Genomic DNA, 15,446 nt, shown 5'->3' with positions numbered 1-15,446 from the left:
TACAATTTCCCAGTTTTTTGTAGTATAGTGTTGATTGTGGCATTCCTATTTCGTTATTTGCACTCCTGGAAGATATACTGCGAGTGTAAGGTCTTCTAACTTGTACTTTCTAGGCTTAAGATTTATTCTTAGAGTTAGAAGTGATTGTGCAAGGATTACGAGGTTCATTGTGTCTCTTCACAACAATTTTGATCTTTTTTAAAATATTTCTATCATTGCATTTTTCAATTCTTATTTTATTATTATTTATAGCAATTTTAAACACTTCAATCTTTGATTTCGCGTTTGCACATATTACTTTAACTGCCATGTAGTAAATCCTTTGAGAAGGAAAATTGAAAAGTATTCTTAAAATATTCCCTCCTTGGAGAATTTCTTTCTTAATATCTTCTTGACATTCATTAACCTTAAAGAGACATATATCTACTGCCTCGTAAGGAGGTAGATTAGATATATTAGGTGGAAGTTGCTGCTTATATTTACTAGAAATATCTTTCCAAATATCATCCCTACTAGCTTGCTGTTGAGTATCTTGAATTATAATATAAGGCTCATTATTTATTACTTTTACTCCAAATAAATCTAACTGTCTACCAAGCTTGCAATTTTCCTTAACACCGCATGGAATGTTTATAATAGTCTCAAATCTCTTATATTTAGATGAAGGTAGATTGGACCATTTAAGGGTATAAGGACCTAAAGGGGATTTCTTTTCTTCTAGCTTACATACATCTACTCTGTCCTTTTCACGGCAATAATAATTTATTTCGTTTTTATTTGAATCTCTCCAAAATATCCACATGCGCCCATAACATTCGTAAGCAGTATTAGTATCAATTATATGGCACCTTTTATCATTTCTTACCCTTACGTGTAGAGTTTGACCATCCTTTATATCTAATTCAGTCTCATCTATGTCAATTTTCAAATTAGGCTTGGTTAATTTAGTGAAAAGTAATGAGGCTATGATTCCCGATATAACACCAAGTATAATTCCAGCTATAATTTGTTAAAAAGACCTTCTAGAAAATTTAAAATATTCAAATTGGAAAATATTGACTCCATGTAAATTAAAACGGTAATTAAAAAATAAAAGCCTAATCTTAGCTAATATGCCCTAAAATTCTCATAAGAACATCTGAGATTTAAATAGCTCAAACTAGAAATATAATATAAACTAAACTTACGCTCGACTCGTTATTCAAAGTTAGTACTTCTGTAAGACTCTCTAGACATTATAACATATATTTAATGTTAATTATTTATTGTTCTTCTTTTCATGAATTAATTTATTAATATCCTTTAACATTGATGAAAGATCTTTTCCATAAATAGATAATGTTTTATCTATTATGTTTATTACTTCAACGATGCTATTTTTCTCAATTTTATCACATATATAACTAAAATTATTATCTATATTTTTTATAAATACCACTAATTTTTCTATAAAGTCTAATGAAAGCATAGCAGAATTCATGAGTTGTTCTAAATTCTGTAATATATACTGTGGTATCCTATCTTTTATAGGTTTAAAATTCTTAAGATCGGGGTATCTTGAAGCTTCTGCATAATTACTTAGCACCAAATTTAATAATACTAATATTTCATAAGAAATAATCGCAGAGGAAACACTATTAACCATACTACGTAAATATTTATCGTATTCTTCTTTAGTTTTCTCATCAAAAATTGTCATTATATTATTTAAAGAGTTTTGCAAAATATTCTTAAGAGAATCATATAAATATATAGATAATATATTAGATACGATAGGATTTTTAAGATTATAATACTCAATGATCCGTTTTATATGTTCTTCTTCAGCATGTTTTTGACCCAAGTAATTTTTTAATTCTTTCATTTTAACATATATTATATTTTTTATGACAATATTGGTCATATCGTCTATTAAAGTACCTAAATTCTGTGATATAGTATTTAATGTATATATTAATATTTTTTTAAAAACTTAAACTCCTTATCAAACTCTTCAAATTCTTCAAAAAATCCACTTATTGTGTCATGAGAATATTTTTCTTTTAAAAACTTTTCAATATCGTCAATCTTCAGCTGCTTAATGTAATAAGTTACGGTATATACTAAGGGATAGTAGGGAGATGATTGAGTTAGCTTACTTTCCATGCACTCTCCTATCTTTTCAGGAACGCTTTGAAATAAATATTGCATAGCACATCTGAAAGTTTTATGAGCTTTCTCAGTAGCTTGCTGTAAGTAAAATAAGGATTGTTCTATATATTTCCCAGCATAAAGTAATCTTGAAGCTTCCAGATCTCTTTTAGCCTCCTCTAAAAGCAAGTCAGCACAAGAAACGTAAGCGTTGGTCATTTTTATCCCATGAATTTTAGATCTTAGAAATTATTTGAAAATACTTATGTAGCCTTCTTTTCACAAACTTCTTTAAAATGACTCTTGATATCATTTATATCGGTTATTTTAGCTTTAAAACCACAATACTTCTTTGAAATGACTCCTAATTCTTGGTTATCATATATTATCTTCATAGGGTTATCTCCAACTACACTAAATTCAAAATTATAAGTTTCTTCAGCATCTTTTCCTACATTCCACATAGGTCCCCATATTGTAATTAAGATTTCTATATTGAAATCTTGATTATAAGTTTCCATGAAAGCCCATGAAGTCATTAACGCTTGTCTAAGATCATTAGGTTCCCCAGGTGCTTGATTTCCGACAAATACTAAACTAGGCCCTTCCAAGGAAAATTTTGAGTTATTTGATTGATTGTCAGTATACCGAAAATTTTCTGTTATTTCTTCCACTTTTATTTTTTGTATTATTTCCCGATGTTTTTCGAAGTAATTCAAAAGATTATTTATTACTGACATACGTTATCCTTTGTTTGTATAATATATATGACTTCTCTTCTTAATAATAAGGTATTACTGTAGAGAGACTTAAAAAATAGTATTACTATAAACTAGACTCTCAACAATATGCATAACTTCCTTAATAATTAAACCTTACTATATAATAAATTTCAAAATTTTGAAAGATAGATGAGTATAGAAAAACCTACTTAAAAACTGAATTTAACAGTACATAATTTTTGTTAAGTTAACGTCCTGACACTTTACAAATAATCTTTAAATTTACTTTACAGTTCAATCTATTGTAAAACTCTTATAACTTTATATCTTTTCTAAAGCTTATTAATTTACTGACATATTAAAAATATAAATACTACTTCCGGATAATCTTCTTTAAAGAACTTATCTGAAATTATTGTCCTTCACTACCTCTCATGGGTTATATAAAGCTGTGGCTATAAGAATTTGCCTTTTTAATGTTATATTGAAAATATTATTAGAACTCCTTAATTGCGTTGCTCATAATCTATGTTTTCATTTCTGCTTTAAGAAAGTCCAGAAAGTGTAAAGAGATTTCTTTACCGAATTTTTTACTACATCACTCCATTTCATAAACCTTACATTAAACCCTTTATCCCTTAACGTTGCCGGTATACTAATAACGTTTTCATTACCGTGTAATTCCATGGCAGTTTCCCTAACAGAATTCAACCAATTACCTTTAATTAACCTACCTTCTGTACCTTCAATATCCATCTTAACCACAGAAAACTTACCTAGTGACTCTATGGTAGTCGTAATAACCTCTACCCCCTCATTTGATACCTTACTCCCTACCCTCTCATCGGATATCCTAATTTTTATCCCATCTTCATCGTAAAGTGCCTTATTGACCAGGATAACGTTTTTTAACTCGTTAACCTCAACGTTCCTCTTCAGAATTTCGAAAGCTCAAGGTAACGGCTCTACAGCTACTACTTCCTTAACTTTCCTAGCAATTTTCACTGTAAAATCGCCTATAAAAGCTCCGGCATCTAGTACAGTGTCTTCTTTCTTGAACCTTAAGAAATCGTACTCACCTACTATGAACGTTGAGTAATAAACGTACTCGTATCCTATAGGTATCTCTATCCTTAAACCTCCGTAACGGAATAAACTCACAGTATGAAATAGGAAAAGTGAGATTTAAAGCTATAAGATAAAAATAAAATCAGACGACAAACTAAACTTTAAACTCTTTTTCAATTCCCGTCTAGAAAAGACATATCCATTTTTGTTAGCTATGTAGGGCTTGCTAATGTAATTGGATAATCACTGCAACGTATATCTAAGATTGTCTCCTTGTTTTACGATCCTAAACTTCTTCTTTTAGTCAGCAGTTATGAGATTTCTCGTTAAGTGTAGCCTTGAAGTCAAGGCAAAATCTAATAACCGCTGTTTTAGTCTTAAAACTTTTTAGTATATGTTAAGCTACTTTAACCTAATATAATGCTACTCGTATAGCATTTATTGGAAAATCCTTATTATAATATTCTTATAAAGGGCTCCATTAATATTTATATTTAATTTTATGATATACCATAAAAATCTAATATGTATATAATGGAACTTCAAAATTTATCTCCACATAATTTTGAAAATTATTTAACTCTAGAATTTTCCCTAAAATGCTACTCGTAAAACTCCTATATTGTGTCTTTTACCAGAAGTTTAATAATTAAAAACTTATATTAGAGAATATGGAGTATATCCCGCCTAAACGACTACTTGAATTAATAAGACAGTATAGTATAACTTTCGCAAACTGATATTCAGTAATGCTCGACATTTATTTTCATAGAGAGAAAATAAAATGTAAATTAAGAAATGGACAAGTCTTATATTTAAAACCTAATGAAGTAGTTTTGTTAGCCGGACTAAGGATCACTGAGCTCAATGAAGATAGTGTGAAATTTCAATTTAAAGGAAGGGAAATTTATTTGAGGGGTTAGAAATTAAGTTACCCAGGAGATTCTTTCCCAGATTATTGGAGGATAAATGTTAAGAAAAAAGTGTTAGATATAAGAGCTGGTATTGGTGATTCCCTAATTTACTTCTCACTGGCAGGAGCTAAAGAAATTGTAGCAGTAGAAATAAATAAAAGGAAAGTTGAAATTATGCGAGGATTTAAAGATAAACGGCGTTAATAATGTAATTATTGTAGATAAAGGTGTTGGAGCAAAGGATGACGAAAATACAATTAGTTGGGAAAGTTTAACTAAAACTTACGGTTCCTTTGATACGGCAAAAATTAATTGTGACGGCCATGAAAGAGTTATAGCTCCTTATAATAAAAGGAAATTCCAGAGGCATTTATAGAATGGGATAAAGAATATACAGATTTGGTTAATAACTTACACAGAAATGGTATAAAGTTAAGGTTGAACATACGTTAAAGAACTTAGGATTTATATATGTGATAAAATAATATCTTTAACATACGTGATAAACTATATTAAACTAGAATTCCATGTAAAGTTGATGGTAAAAGTAAGTGTTGCAATTCCTACGTACAATAGGAAGGAAAAACTCAGAAGGCTATTAAACTCACTTAAAGAATCTACCTTTAAGGATTTTGAAGTTATAGTTGTGGACGACGCTTCTACTGACGGTACTGAGGAAATGATAAAAAATGAATTCCATTACGTAAAATACATTAGACATGAGAAACCTACGTTAGTAGCTAAGTCCAGAAATGACGCTATAGAAGCTTCTGAAGGGGATTACATATTCTTTATAGACGATGATAATGTAGTAGAAAGAGATACAATTGAAAAGTTTTTAAATTATATTGAAAAGCATGAGGAAGTTGGAACGATAGCCCCAGTCACTTGCTATTACTCGTCTCCAGATAAGGTTATGTATGCTGGCGCAGTCTTCTCTAAGTTTATGAGAAGGACAATTTCCTTATATTCTGGCTTCCCTTGCAAGAGCTTAGAGGGGAAAGTGATAGAAGTAGATATATTTGCTAACAGTTACATGTTTAGAAAGGAAGCAATAAAGAAAGCCGGTTTAATTCCGTGGAGGAGAATACCTTGGAATGGGGAGGATGGGTATTTACAATATAAGATAAAGAAACTAGGATACAAGAACGCGACTTTAGGATCTGCAAGGGTTTATCATGACGTGGATATAAAGGAGGGGGTTAGAAGGTATAATGAGATGAGATTGTATTATGCAATTAAATCAAAAATAGTTTTTCACAGAGATCTTGATCCTTTACCCAAAAAGGCGACTTTCTTCATGTCTCTTCCAATCTATTTAACGTATTGGATATACGTCGCAAACAAAGCAGGAAGAGGAATAAGAGGAGTTAAGGCAGTAGTGCAGGGTATGGTTGATGGGCTCTTTAACGTCGAGAAAAATAGGTATATCTAAGCCTATTTTAGCTTCTAATAATATAAGGCTTATTTCGGTCCGTCAATTTTCCTTAAATTATTACTTACTGCCAAACATGTTACTGATTTTCAAACTTGTTTATACTTTCTTTCCTATAACCAATATTCTTGATCCTAATGATTTATCAATGGTTATAAGGAATTTTTCTATGTGGTTTAAAAGGCTATACTCTTTAGGCCAATTATTTATTACAGTATATGCTTTTATGACTTCAAATCCATTATCTTTCAAGAACTCAAGTAACGCTTTATAACTAAACACCCTTATATGACCAGCAACACCTTCTCTTAAATTGTATTTCTTTGGTCTCCCATAGTGTTTATTGGTAGATACTTCTGTACCAAGAGGTTGATACCCAAAAAGTAATAATAGTCTATTTGCTAACGAGGAAAGATTAGGAGTAGATATTACTAAGAAGCCATCCTTCCTTAAAACCTTCCTTATTTCGGCTATTGCTTTATCCGTATCAAATAAATGTTCTATTACGTCTATTAGTAATACAACATCAAAAAAATTCTCATTGAATATTTTGCTTAAATCATATACAGTAGCATTTACAAATTTTATATTATGTAAAACTTTTTGTATATACTCAGGGGGTATATATAAATCCACACTATAAGCGTTACTTATCTTCACATATTGGCTTATAGAATACAAGGTCGCTCCAATTCCCCCTCCTACGTCTAGGACATTATTAATACCGCTTGGAAACAACAATTTTAATTCTCTCATTATATAATATAGCATCCTCTTATTTTCTATTTCGAATTTACGTATTCCTAGTTCTTCTTCTAATGTACCCTCATAAACTCTACGCTCCCTTGAGTAAAAATCCCTAAATGATTCGTCCATTACTTATCATTAAAAAAAATAATCTAAAAGCATTTCTGTTTATCATTCCTGTTAAATTATGTTTTTATAATAACTCCTTAATCTACCTGATATCTTAGAATTTTAGGTATTCATTGGAGATAAGTATGTAGACAATATATCTTTTAGATTATCGACTTTCAATTAATAGAATAATAGAATTTACTTTATATTATTAAATATAATTCTAATATACGAAATTTAGTGATTTAGGGTTTTCTCAATAAATATAAACAATAATTAATTTTATTTTGATGCAAGAATTGTACCATTAACTGAAATATTTAACGGCAACTCATTATGCTTATAAATTCTAATTTTGGTAAATCCATAAGCCTCAAGTTTCTCAATCAAATAATTTAAATCCCCAATCCTCTTACCGTTGATTACTGTAAGATATTCTATTCTAACAGTCTGAAATTTTTGTATAGCTTTATCGTTAATAACTTGGAATTCTGCCCCTTTTATATCTAAATCTAATATATCTGGATTGGCAATGTTAAACTCATCTAAAATCGTAGAAATGCTTACACTTCTTACCTTTACCTTCTCCTTGTAATTATCATAAGCAGATATACCTCCATTACATTTTGTTTGTGGAAATTCTATTTCACCATCTTCTCCTATAGCCCAATTTTTTAATACTATTCGACTAGATAATTCATGGTTTAATCTAAGATTTTGCATAGCCATATTATAACAGTCTAGCTGAGGTTCAAAAGCGTATACGTAAGCACCTTTTTTAGCATAATATAATGCAGTCTCGCCCACATATGCTCCAGCATGTATTACGTTTTTACCTTCTAAATTATAATCTATAAAATGAGTATCATATAAAATGGATATCCTACAGAAATGTTTCCGCAAATATTATATTATCAAATCCCTTAAGCGAAAATTTTATTCCATCTGGTGTAGTTAGTGTATAATTATTTTCATCTATTTTCCAGTCATTTCCTATATCCACACCGTATTTAATTGAGAAAAGATAAAGAGATAGTATATCCCTAAAGTTCTCTCTATCTACTCTAATACTATGACCGCTTGGAAACCTTATCTTACCCTTCTTAATCAAGAAATGTAAATTATTTGTAAATCCATATTTATTGCTCAAAATAAGAAAAAAATAAGACAATTTATAAAATAATTCTCTCGACATTACTTTCTACCTTCAAAGGTTTATTTGAAGCTAATATATAAATAATAATGTTAGTTGATAATGTTTAAATTTCAACTTTAAGTGCTTATCAAATAATTAAATGTATATATCATCGAATAAAATATCTATTTATAAAATATTTTCTTATACTATAAGGTAATTAAGATACAAAATATAATATTATAAGCAACCTATTTCTAAGGATTAAATCTAAAAATTTTGTAATATGTATATCATAGTTTGTACTATTCTTTTCACAGAGAATTCTATGTTTTAAATACCAAAATAATAAACCTTCTCTTAGGCTGTAATCGAAATAGCTATCTCTGAATACAGAATGTAATAAAATGAAGTCTTAGTAGAATTTCTTGGTCATAGATTGCACAAAAGGATAGAGCTCTTTCTCGTTTTTAGTACAATCTTTTTTGTCAGATACTCTAAACTTAGTAAATATTCTAGGATCTATCACTAGGTATCCCTTTTCGGTTAATGAAATGTAAAATAACGTATTATCTACTGCAAGATTAATTCTAGAAATTAAATCCATCCATGATCTTAATACACTAGCTCTTATCGCCATTGATGAAAGATTAAACTTAGCTTCTGTCTTAGCTATTTGCTTCCATATCTTTCGCTTATCATTACAAGCTAATATTATATTATGCCTATAGTCAGAAACAATCTCATTTATTTTTTTATCACCAACAATTTCAAACATATTATGATAAAAAATTATATTGCTATCTTTTTCAAATATCTGAAAAATATTAGAAAGCCTAGCGGGCAAATATATGTCGTCATCCTCAAGAAAAGTTATAACGTCACCCGAACTGCTTTTAACTCCTTTAGATATTTTCGCCCCTAATCTAAAATCATTCTCTATTATTGAAATTATATTGTATTGTTTAGAAAGCCTCTCAATTTCAGAATCTATAACGCTATCTTTATAATTTTTTACTATTATTATTTCTAATTTATCTTTCGATAAATTATTATTTATAACTGAGCTTAAAGCTTCTAGAATATATTTTTTCCTATTATGTGCTGTAATTATTACGGAAATTTTATTAACATCCATTTTAACTACTAGCTAGAGTACTTTAAACTTTATATTCTCTTCCATATTAACTATTGCGTTAATACCTAGTTGAGTTGATAAGATTCTCTGCAAGCAGACTGAGTTAGACTGCTTATGAATTCGATAAAAATTACACACTTTAGCCTATTTTTAAAGCGATTACAAAATCTGCTCTATAGTTATTATTCTTCACAGTATCAACATTAAGCTATAAGCGATTAATTATACTAAAAATGTTAGTTAGTTTACAGTTTTTATTCGAATTAACTTTAGTAACATAATTTCTAGTCCAGTGACGACATTATGTTATTCCTTAGCGATTTCGAGCAATTTATTTTTAAACTTTTCTAAAATTATATTTTTATCAAATAATTTAGCTCTCTCTATAGATTTATTTGAAAGAATGTCGAACTTATACATATTATCTAATATGTTCATAAGATTCTCAAGTTTTATAATAAATTCATTATCACTAGAGGCAAAATCAACGCTTTCTATACCTCCAGAAATCTCTCTTAGAACTGGTAAATCTCTTGCTAGTACCAAATTACCTGACGCAAGACATTCCAGAAATGTTATCGAAAACGTTTCCCCGTACGTAGGTAAGATGCAAATTGAAGATTTTGCCAAGAGTTTAGTATATTCTTCTCTATTTAACTTGCCTAGATATTTCAAATTTTTAGGTAACTTCATAGATGGTTTATTTCCAGTAATATATATCGTTAAATCCTTTTTTACTTTGGCAATATTTAATAATGTGTTTATACCTTTTTCCCTGGTTACTGCACCAAGCGCTACAATTAAATTTTTGTCTTTTTCAACTCTTTTGAACTCACTTAAATCTACGAAATTAGGTATTATGAACACGTTATTGAATCCTCTCTTTATGAGTATTTCGTAATAAAATCTTGTAAGTACGTGGTGATAACCAATATTTCTTATTTTATAGCTTAGAAGTCTATAATAAACGCGTTGAATATAGTTCCAATCGTTTTTCGCATGATAACCAAATATGATTTTGTTAATATTCTTGATATTCTTAAGAATAGGCAATTGACTACCAATAAATGAATTAAAATAGTAAACTATCTCAGCTTCTTCAAGATCATTTTTTATATCGATATAGTTAAATAAATGTAAACCAAAATATTTTTTTAAGGGTATAACTTTATATTCGAAACTTGTTACTACGTCTTTTATGTGACAACAATTTGTGGTTATAAGTTTTGCCTTAAATTCACTACTTCTATTTAAGTATTCAATAACTTGAGATTCCCATACCTCTCCTCCTCTTCCCACACTTAAATGAGGAATATTAAAGAATACTACCTCTACTGCCATGCCAATTACCTCTACTTCAAATTAAATATTCTTTTGTTGTCGTTATCTAAGTCGCCAAAAATTCCATACTTTATTGCTCTTAAAACATATTTTAACGTCTCTTTTAACCCTAAACTCTCGTACAAATATAATACAAAGAAGGGTAAGTACTTGGAATAAGTTATCTCGACCTTGCGGCGAGTTAGTAGATATATATTATTCCTCAGAATTATATAATATCTCATTGGATTAGAATAAAAGGGATAATTTATCAAGTCTTTTCCAGTTAGCTTAGACAACAAATAACTAAGATATCTAGGAATTCTTCTCCTATATTTTTTATAGGTCTCTCCAATCCTGTACTTAAGCATTTGTTTTTTGTAGGCAAGTATGTAATATCCAGCTCGTCGTAATCTAGTGGCATATTCTATGTCTATACTATATAGAAATAAATTTTCAAGAAACTTATATTTCTCACAAACACTATTTTTAACAATCATACCACTTCCTACTATATACTTAGCTAAATAGAAATCCTCATTGATACTAATGGTTTTAGTCGCAGTATCGCTATTAATTGAAACTATTGCTGTATTATAATAAAGTTGAGCATCATTTTTTAACTTTTCTATAACCTCATTAACACTAAAAGGTTCTAAGGGTAATGAATCTTGATCAAGAAACAATACCCATTCTGCCCCTAATTCTTTAGAAACTTTACAGCAGATATTATATGCTTTACCTAAACCAACATTGTTTTCTAAAGGTATTATAGTGTTCACGCTTTGTAATAAGCTTAAAAAGTTTTTATCAGAGGAGTTATTATCAATTAGAATTATGGGGAGACGAGCGTTTTTTAGGATATGAATAATCTTGAATACTATTTCAGTATCAGGATTATATGTAACTATGCATACAGAGATAGACAACGTATCTAACAACAAAACTTATTAGAACTACTTAAAAAGTTAAGGGTAGAAAAATGAACATCAACAGTATGTATAGGCTGATTCACAATAAGTATTATTTCGTTCTTCTGTCAAGTACATTTTCCGCATTAATAACTGAACTTATTTTATTCCATAAATATGTGTTTTACAGTGTAGGAGATAACGCATTTCCGCTTAGCATGTCCTTTTTTTACAATTATCAGCCCTTCTTTACTAATGTTAATGGCGGATCGATTGGAAATAATATTATATTAATAATATATGGTTTCTTTTATTTTCCTTTTTTTAATAAATATGGAGAAATGGTAAGTTTTTTAGTAACCACATTCATAGGTAACTCTGCGCTATCTCTATTGATATATAAAAATATTCAAAGATATAATATTAATATTAGCATATTTTCATTTATTGCGACAATAGGAGCGGAGATATTTCTAAATTCTGGACTGAATCTCTATTATGAACTTCTCCTACTACCTAGTACATTTATACCCATTCATGCAATATTCCCATGGATAATTTATTTTATAGATTCAATAATAATGGATAATGACAACCTAATAGTAAAATTTCTGGAAATACTTGCAGCCTCATTACTACTTATAATTTTTATAGGATCTGTATTAACTTTAGTAGTTACAACTTATGTGATTATTGGGATATTTTTTATAGGGTTATTATTCTCATCAAATCTCAGGGTAAAGAGAAAGCTGATTCTTTTAGTAGTTAGTGTGATAATTCTAGTTTCACTGAATATCATATCATTACTTCCTTCTTATTACGGTGCAGTGAGTTATTTTTCTTCCCACGTAGGAGAAGCATACTATGTGAACGCATTAAAATTCTACATGCAGTCATTTAATGGCTCAATTTTTAATGTACTAACTTTAACATATTTACCTTCTAATACTATTTCCCTAATTCCCTATTACTATATTTTCATTAGTGGTTTATTTGTAACGTTACTAGTATTACCAGCTATCAGTCAAGATAGAAATATACCTAAGATCTATTATATTAGTTTAATGACTTTTCTTTTACTGTCAGCTTGGTTAGCTGCCCCTTATCTCTTCCCATCTTATATTAAATTATATTCGAGTATACCCTATTTATGGAGTTTAGATATTCCGTGGCTTTCCTTTACATATTTGATATTTGTTTCTCTATCTATAGCATTGGGAAACGGACTAATCTCTATCAAAAACAAGCTACTCAGAATAATATCAGTAGTTTTATTATTGCTAATTCTTTTTGCACAAACTTATCCTTATTATAATGGTCAAGTGTTAACAAATTCCGCCACCCATACAAGTTATGCATGGGATCCGCCCAATTACTTATGGGAAGTCTCAAACATCATAAATGATGGTCCATATAAGAATCCACGAATCTTAGTTTTTCCCACAAGTGGAGTTTATGTTGCATATAATTTTTCTTCTAATAATACGTACGTAGGAGCAGGATTTTGGCAAACATTATTTAATGGGAATGTATATGCGTCATATTTCCCATATAACTGTTATTCATTAGAATGGTTTATTACTATTTATCCATCGTTTAATTTATCTTCTTATCAACCATTTTTAAATGCCGCAAGATTATTAGGAATAAACTATATCGTTATTACCAAAAATTTTATTCCAAAATACTACTTCACTACTAATTACATAAATAAAGTGGAGATAAAAAAGCTAACTAGCACACTTCCTTCCTCCTCAATTATTTATAATAATTCACAAATATTGGTATATAATTTCTCATCCGAAACTATAGCAGTTATCCCTAAATATATTATTTTTGTAAATATTTCTAAACCTTTATGGATTAATGTTTCGGAATTTCATATATTACTTTCTGCCTTAAACTTAAGTTTTGTTAATTACTCCTCAGCTGCTTTGGTAAGCTCTAGCTATGAAAAAGAAATCACTGAGTCCTTACAGAATTATACAATATTATATAGTTCTAGCGATATTACAGTTATAAAGCTAAATAACGTTCCCAGACTAGAAGTAGAGAATGAAAATCCCAGCGTGATCATTATAAAAATAGCTAAAGATGATTATAATTCACTTATACCTGTTCTGATACGAGAAAATTATCAATCTGGAATAAATGAGTATATAAGTAGTTATAATAAAGTAATACCAGCTTATTCGAATGAGTCATTTATCATAATGAGTAACTCGTCTACTATCATAATCAGTTATAACGGGAAAAATGTTTCACAATATATGTATCTAATTTACTTTTACTTGTTAATAATTATAGCATTCATATTAATTCTAATGAAGAACAACGTTTTTAAGTATTGTTTTATTACTAGATTTTTTGATGCAAATGACTTGCAAAGAAGATCCAGATAGACTCTATTTCAGTGATAATATTATTGATATAATAAAATTCTATTATTGTTTTAACGACGCTGGCGATTTAATTAAATGGTCTAGATCTAGACCTTCAGCTGAAATAAACATAGTTGAAAAAGAAGGAGACTCAGAAATAGTATTTATAGTTCCTACGCCAGATATTAAAGACAAACTAACAATAAATCTACTGGAGTCTATTAAAAATTTTCACGCAATATTAGTTGAGAGTAAGGGTAAATATTTTAATTATGCAAGAAGTGTTAATAAGGGTATGGCGATAGCATTAAAATACAATCCAAGATGGATAATTATTTCTAATAATGATATAATTATTAGAGATGATATAATAAAATTATATTTAAAGCTCCTAAATATTGACAATAAGAAGGTTAATTCAGTTGTAGGCGCTGGAGGGTCACATGTATTCAAATTATGTAAATTTACTTTCTTATCAAATTTATTATTTTTATCAAAATATAAACAAAAATTTGCTATTCTAAAAAAATTTAATTCAAAATTTTATTTTTATCAATATAGAAATTTTTTCGATCTAATTTGTAGACCATTAATATGCGTAAAAAATATTGCTTTCTTCGGAGAATTTCTAATCATAAGTCCATATTACATTTTAAGAAATAATGGGATGTTGTTTGATGAGACCTATATTAATGGAGTAGAAGATATGGATGTATTTTTAAATATATTAAATACGAGTTCATATAAACCTATATATTTTAATATAGAACACTTGCATGGGAGAACGTTAGGAAATAATGATAAAAGATATCTTAGAAATTATATTAATATTATATATTTAAACTATAAAATTGAAAAGAATATTATAAAAATTAATAAGAATAATATAATATTATAATTTTATTTAATTTTTATTAAATATTTATATATTTAATGAAAGAGGATTTAGGGAAATTTGAACCAAGTTTTTAAAGAATGAATTATTTGACGCATGGAAAGTATTGTCATTAAGCTACAAATCCTGGAATTTGCTTCCTCATCATAAGACTATTACTAGAGAATACTCGATTATCTCCAAACTTCTATTAACAGCCTTAGTAGCCTTCTCCAACGAGGAATCAATGCAAAACTAGAGAACTAACAAAACTAAGTATTACGAGAATAAAGTAAAAGAAATAAACAAGTAATGGAAGAAACAAGATAAGCCCAAGGCTTTCAATGGGATAAAACCCTAATGTAAGCTCGCTATGAAGCCCCTAGAACGATCTAATAAGAGAGGAGCTAAAAATCCCGTGTGGATGATTTTAACCAAATTACTCTAGGTTCTAAACTTAGTTAACAGTATACAAAGAAAAACAGGGTATTATGATCACAAAGAAATATGTAGAGGCACAAAGTTGACACTCATAGATTCCAATTTCCCACCTCTGTTAG

General features: G+C 28.9%; 15 protein-coding genes and 1 pseudogene. 4 read left to right on the top strand and 12 right to left on the bottom strand.

The genetic code is table 11. From position 1 onward, the window contains the following. Positions 1-115: 115 nt before the first annotated feature. From DFR85_RS20855 to DFR85_RS31845, 6 genes are all read right to left on the bottom strand, one after another. A complete protein-coding gene (locus DFR85_RS20855) occupies positions 116-928 on the bottom strand; it encodes a hypothetical protein (protein ID WP_110269934.1) in 813 nt (270 codons plus the stop codon). Between the two features lie 330 nt (positions 929-1,258). Next, positions 1,259-1,864 (bottom strand): hypothetical protein, encoded by a 606-nt coding sequence (locus DFR85_RS20850; RefSeq protein ID WP_168367115.1) that lies wholly within the window; start codon positions 1,862-1,864, stop codon positions 1,259-1,261. 89 nt (positions 1,865-1,953) lie between these two features. Then, the gene (locus tag DFR85_RS20845; RefSeq protein ID WP_110269932.1) at positions 1,954-2,349 is read right to left on the bottom strand and encodes a HEPN domain-containing protein; all 396 of its coding nucleotides are present in this window, start codon (positions 2,347-2,349) and stop codon (positions 1,954-1,956) included. Positions 2,350-2,393: 44 nt separating this feature from the next. Continuing rightward, a complete protein-coding gene (locus tag DFR85_RS20840) occupies positions 2,394-2,870 on the bottom strand; it encodes a hypothetical protein (protein ID WP_110269931.1) in 477 nt (158 codons plus the stop codon). Positions 2,871-3,386: 516 nt separating this feature from the next. Continuing rightward, positions 3,387-3,749 carry a class I SAM-dependent methyltransferase gene (locus DFR85_RS31850; RefSeq protein WP_246253064.1) on the bottom strand — a complete coding sequence of 121 codons (363 nt, stop codon included), beginning with the start codon at positions 3,747-3,749 and terminating at the stop codon, positions 3,387-3,389. 54 nt (positions 3,750-3,803) lie between these two features. Further along, on the bottom strand, positions 3,804-4,013 hold the full coding sequence (locus tag DFR85_RS31845) for a class I SAM-dependent methyltransferase (RefSeq protein WP_246253022.1): 210 nt from the start codon (positions 4,011-4,013) through the stop codon (positions 3,804-3,806). Positions 4,014-4,591: 578 nt separating this feature from the next. Between DFR85_RS31845 and DFR85_RS32240 the strand changes: the two are divergent. Together DFR85_RS32240 and DFR85_RS20825 are read left to right on the top strand one after the other, a co-directional pair. Further along, positions 4,592-5,319: pseudogene (locus DFR85_RS32240) on the top strand (class I SAM-dependent methyltransferase). Positions 5,320-5,372: 53 nt separating this feature from the next. Beyond that, positions 5,373-6,269 (top strand): glycosyltransferase family 2 protein, encoded by an 897-nt coding sequence (locus DFR85_RS20825; RefSeq protein ID WP_110269930.1) that lies wholly within the window; start codon positions 5,373-5,375, stop codon positions 6,267-6,269. 99 nt (positions 6,270-6,368) lie between these two features. Here DFR85_RS20825 and DFR85_RS20820 read toward each other — a convergent pair whose 3' ends face one another. The 6 genes from DFR85_RS20820 to DFR85_RS20800 all read right to left on the bottom strand — a co-directional run bounded on the left by DFR85_RS20820 (position 6,369) and on the right by DFR85_RS20800 (position 11,649). Further along, positions 6,369-7,145: a class I SAM-dependent methyltransferase gene (locus DFR85_RS20820; RefSeq protein WP_110269929.1), complete on the bottom strand. Its 777-nt coding sequence runs from the start codon at positions 7,143-7,145 to the stop codon at positions 6,369-6,371. 264 nt (positions 7,146-7,409) lie between these two features. Then, complete coding sequence (locus tag DFR85_RS20815) at positions 7,410-8,030, bottom strand: FkbM family methyltransferase (RefSeq protein WP_246253020.1); 621 nt, start codon at positions 8,028-8,030, stop codon at positions 7,410-7,412. Further along, entirely contained in the window at positions 8,011-8,277 is a 267-nt protein-coding gene (locus DFR85_RS31835; protein ID WP_246253019.1) for a hypothetical protein, read from the bottom strand. The genes DFR85_RS20815 and DFR85_RS31835 overlap by 20 nt, the downstream gene beginning before the upstream one ends. A 400-nt stretch (positions 8,278-8,677) precedes the next feature. Then, a complete protein-coding gene (locus DFR85_RS20810; protein ID WP_210433938.1) occupies positions 8,678-9,400 on the bottom strand; it encodes a glycosyltransferase family 2 protein in 723 nt (240 codons plus the stop codon). A 306-nt stretch (positions 9,401-9,706) separates the two neighbouring features. Next, positions 9,707-10,741 carry a glycosyltransferase family 4 protein gene (locus tag DFR85_RS20805; RefSeq protein WP_110269928.1) on the bottom strand — a complete coding sequence of 345 codons (1,035 nt, stop codon included), beginning with the start codon at positions 10,739-10,741 and terminating at the stop codon, positions 9,707-9,709. Between the two features lie 11 nt (positions 10,742-10,752). Next, positions 10,753-11,649 (bottom strand): glycosyltransferase, encoded by an 897-nt coding sequence (locus DFR85_RS20800; protein WP_246253063.1) that lies wholly within the window; start codon positions 11,647-11,649, stop codon positions 10,753-10,755. Positions 11,650-11,702: 53 nt separating this feature from the next. Here DFR85_RS20800 and DFR85_RS20795 point away from each other — a divergent pair, with 53 nt between their 5' ends. Together DFR85_RS20795 and DFR85_RS20790 are read left to right on the top strand one after the other, a co-directional pair. After that, positions 11,703-14,033: a hypothetical protein gene (locus DFR85_RS20795; RefSeq protein WP_110269926.1), complete on the top strand. Its 2,331-nt coding sequence runs from the start codon at positions 11,703-11,705 to the stop codon at positions 14,031-14,033. Continuing rightward, complete coding sequence (locus tag DFR85_RS20790) at positions 14,002-14,910, top strand: hypothetical protein (RefSeq protein WP_162582675.1); 909 nt, start codon at positions 14,002-14,004, stop codon at positions 14,908-14,910. The genes DFR85_RS20795 and DFR85_RS20790 overlap by 32 nt, the downstream gene beginning before the upstream one ends. Positions 14,911-15,446: the final 536 nt, after the last annotated feature.

This window comes from Acidianus brierleyi (genome assembly GCF_003201835.2).
GTDB classification, from domain to species: domain Archaea; phylum Thermoproteota; class Thermoprotei_A; order Sulfolobales; family Sulfolobaceae; genus Aramenus; species Aramenus brierleyi.
The sequence above is the reverse complement of the archived record's forward strand: the minus strand, read 5'-3'. Positions and strand labels throughout refer to the sequence as shown.

What these genes read in the sequence shown, in the direction of transcription:
- DFR85_RS20850 (WP_168367115.1), bottom strand. Translation starts at nt 1,864, where the DNA reads ATGAAAGAATTAAAAAATTACTTGGGTCAAAAACATGCTGAAGAAGAA.
- DFR85_RS20845 (WP_110269932.1), bottom strand. Translation starts at nt 2,349, where the DNA reads ATGACCAACGCTTACGTTTCTTGTGCTGACTTGCTTTTAGAGGAGGCT.
- DFR85_RS20840 (WP_110269931.1), bottom strand. Translation starts at nt 2,870, where the DNA reads ATGTCAGTAATAAATAATCTTTTGAATTACTTCGAAAAACATCGGGAA.
- DFR85_RS20825 (WP_110269930.1), top strand. Translation starts at nt 5,373, where the DNA reads ATGGTAAAAGTAAGTGTTGCAATTCCTACGTACAATAGGAAGGAAAAA.
- DFR85_RS20820 (WP_110269929.1), bottom strand. Translation starts at nt 7,145, where the DNA reads ATGGACGAATCATTTAGGGATTTTTACTCAAGGGAGCGTAGAGTTTAT.
- DFR85_RS20810 (WP_210433938.1), bottom strand. Translation starts at nt 9,400, where the DNA reads ATGGATGTTAATAAAATTTCCGTAATAATTACAGCACATAATAGGAAA.
- DFR85_RS20805 (WP_110269928.1), bottom strand. Translation starts at nt 10,741, where the DNA reads ATGGCAGTAGAGGTAGTATTCTTTAATATTCCTCATTTAAGTGTGGGA.
- DFR85_RS20795 (WP_110269926.1), top strand. Translation starts at nt 11,703, where the DNA reads ATGAACATCAACAGTATGTATAGGCTGATTCACAATAAGTATTATTTC.
- DFR85_RS20790 (WP_162582675.1), top strand. Translation starts at nt 14,002, where the DNA reads ATGCAAATGACTTGCAAAGAAGATCCAGATAGACTCTATTTCAGTGAT.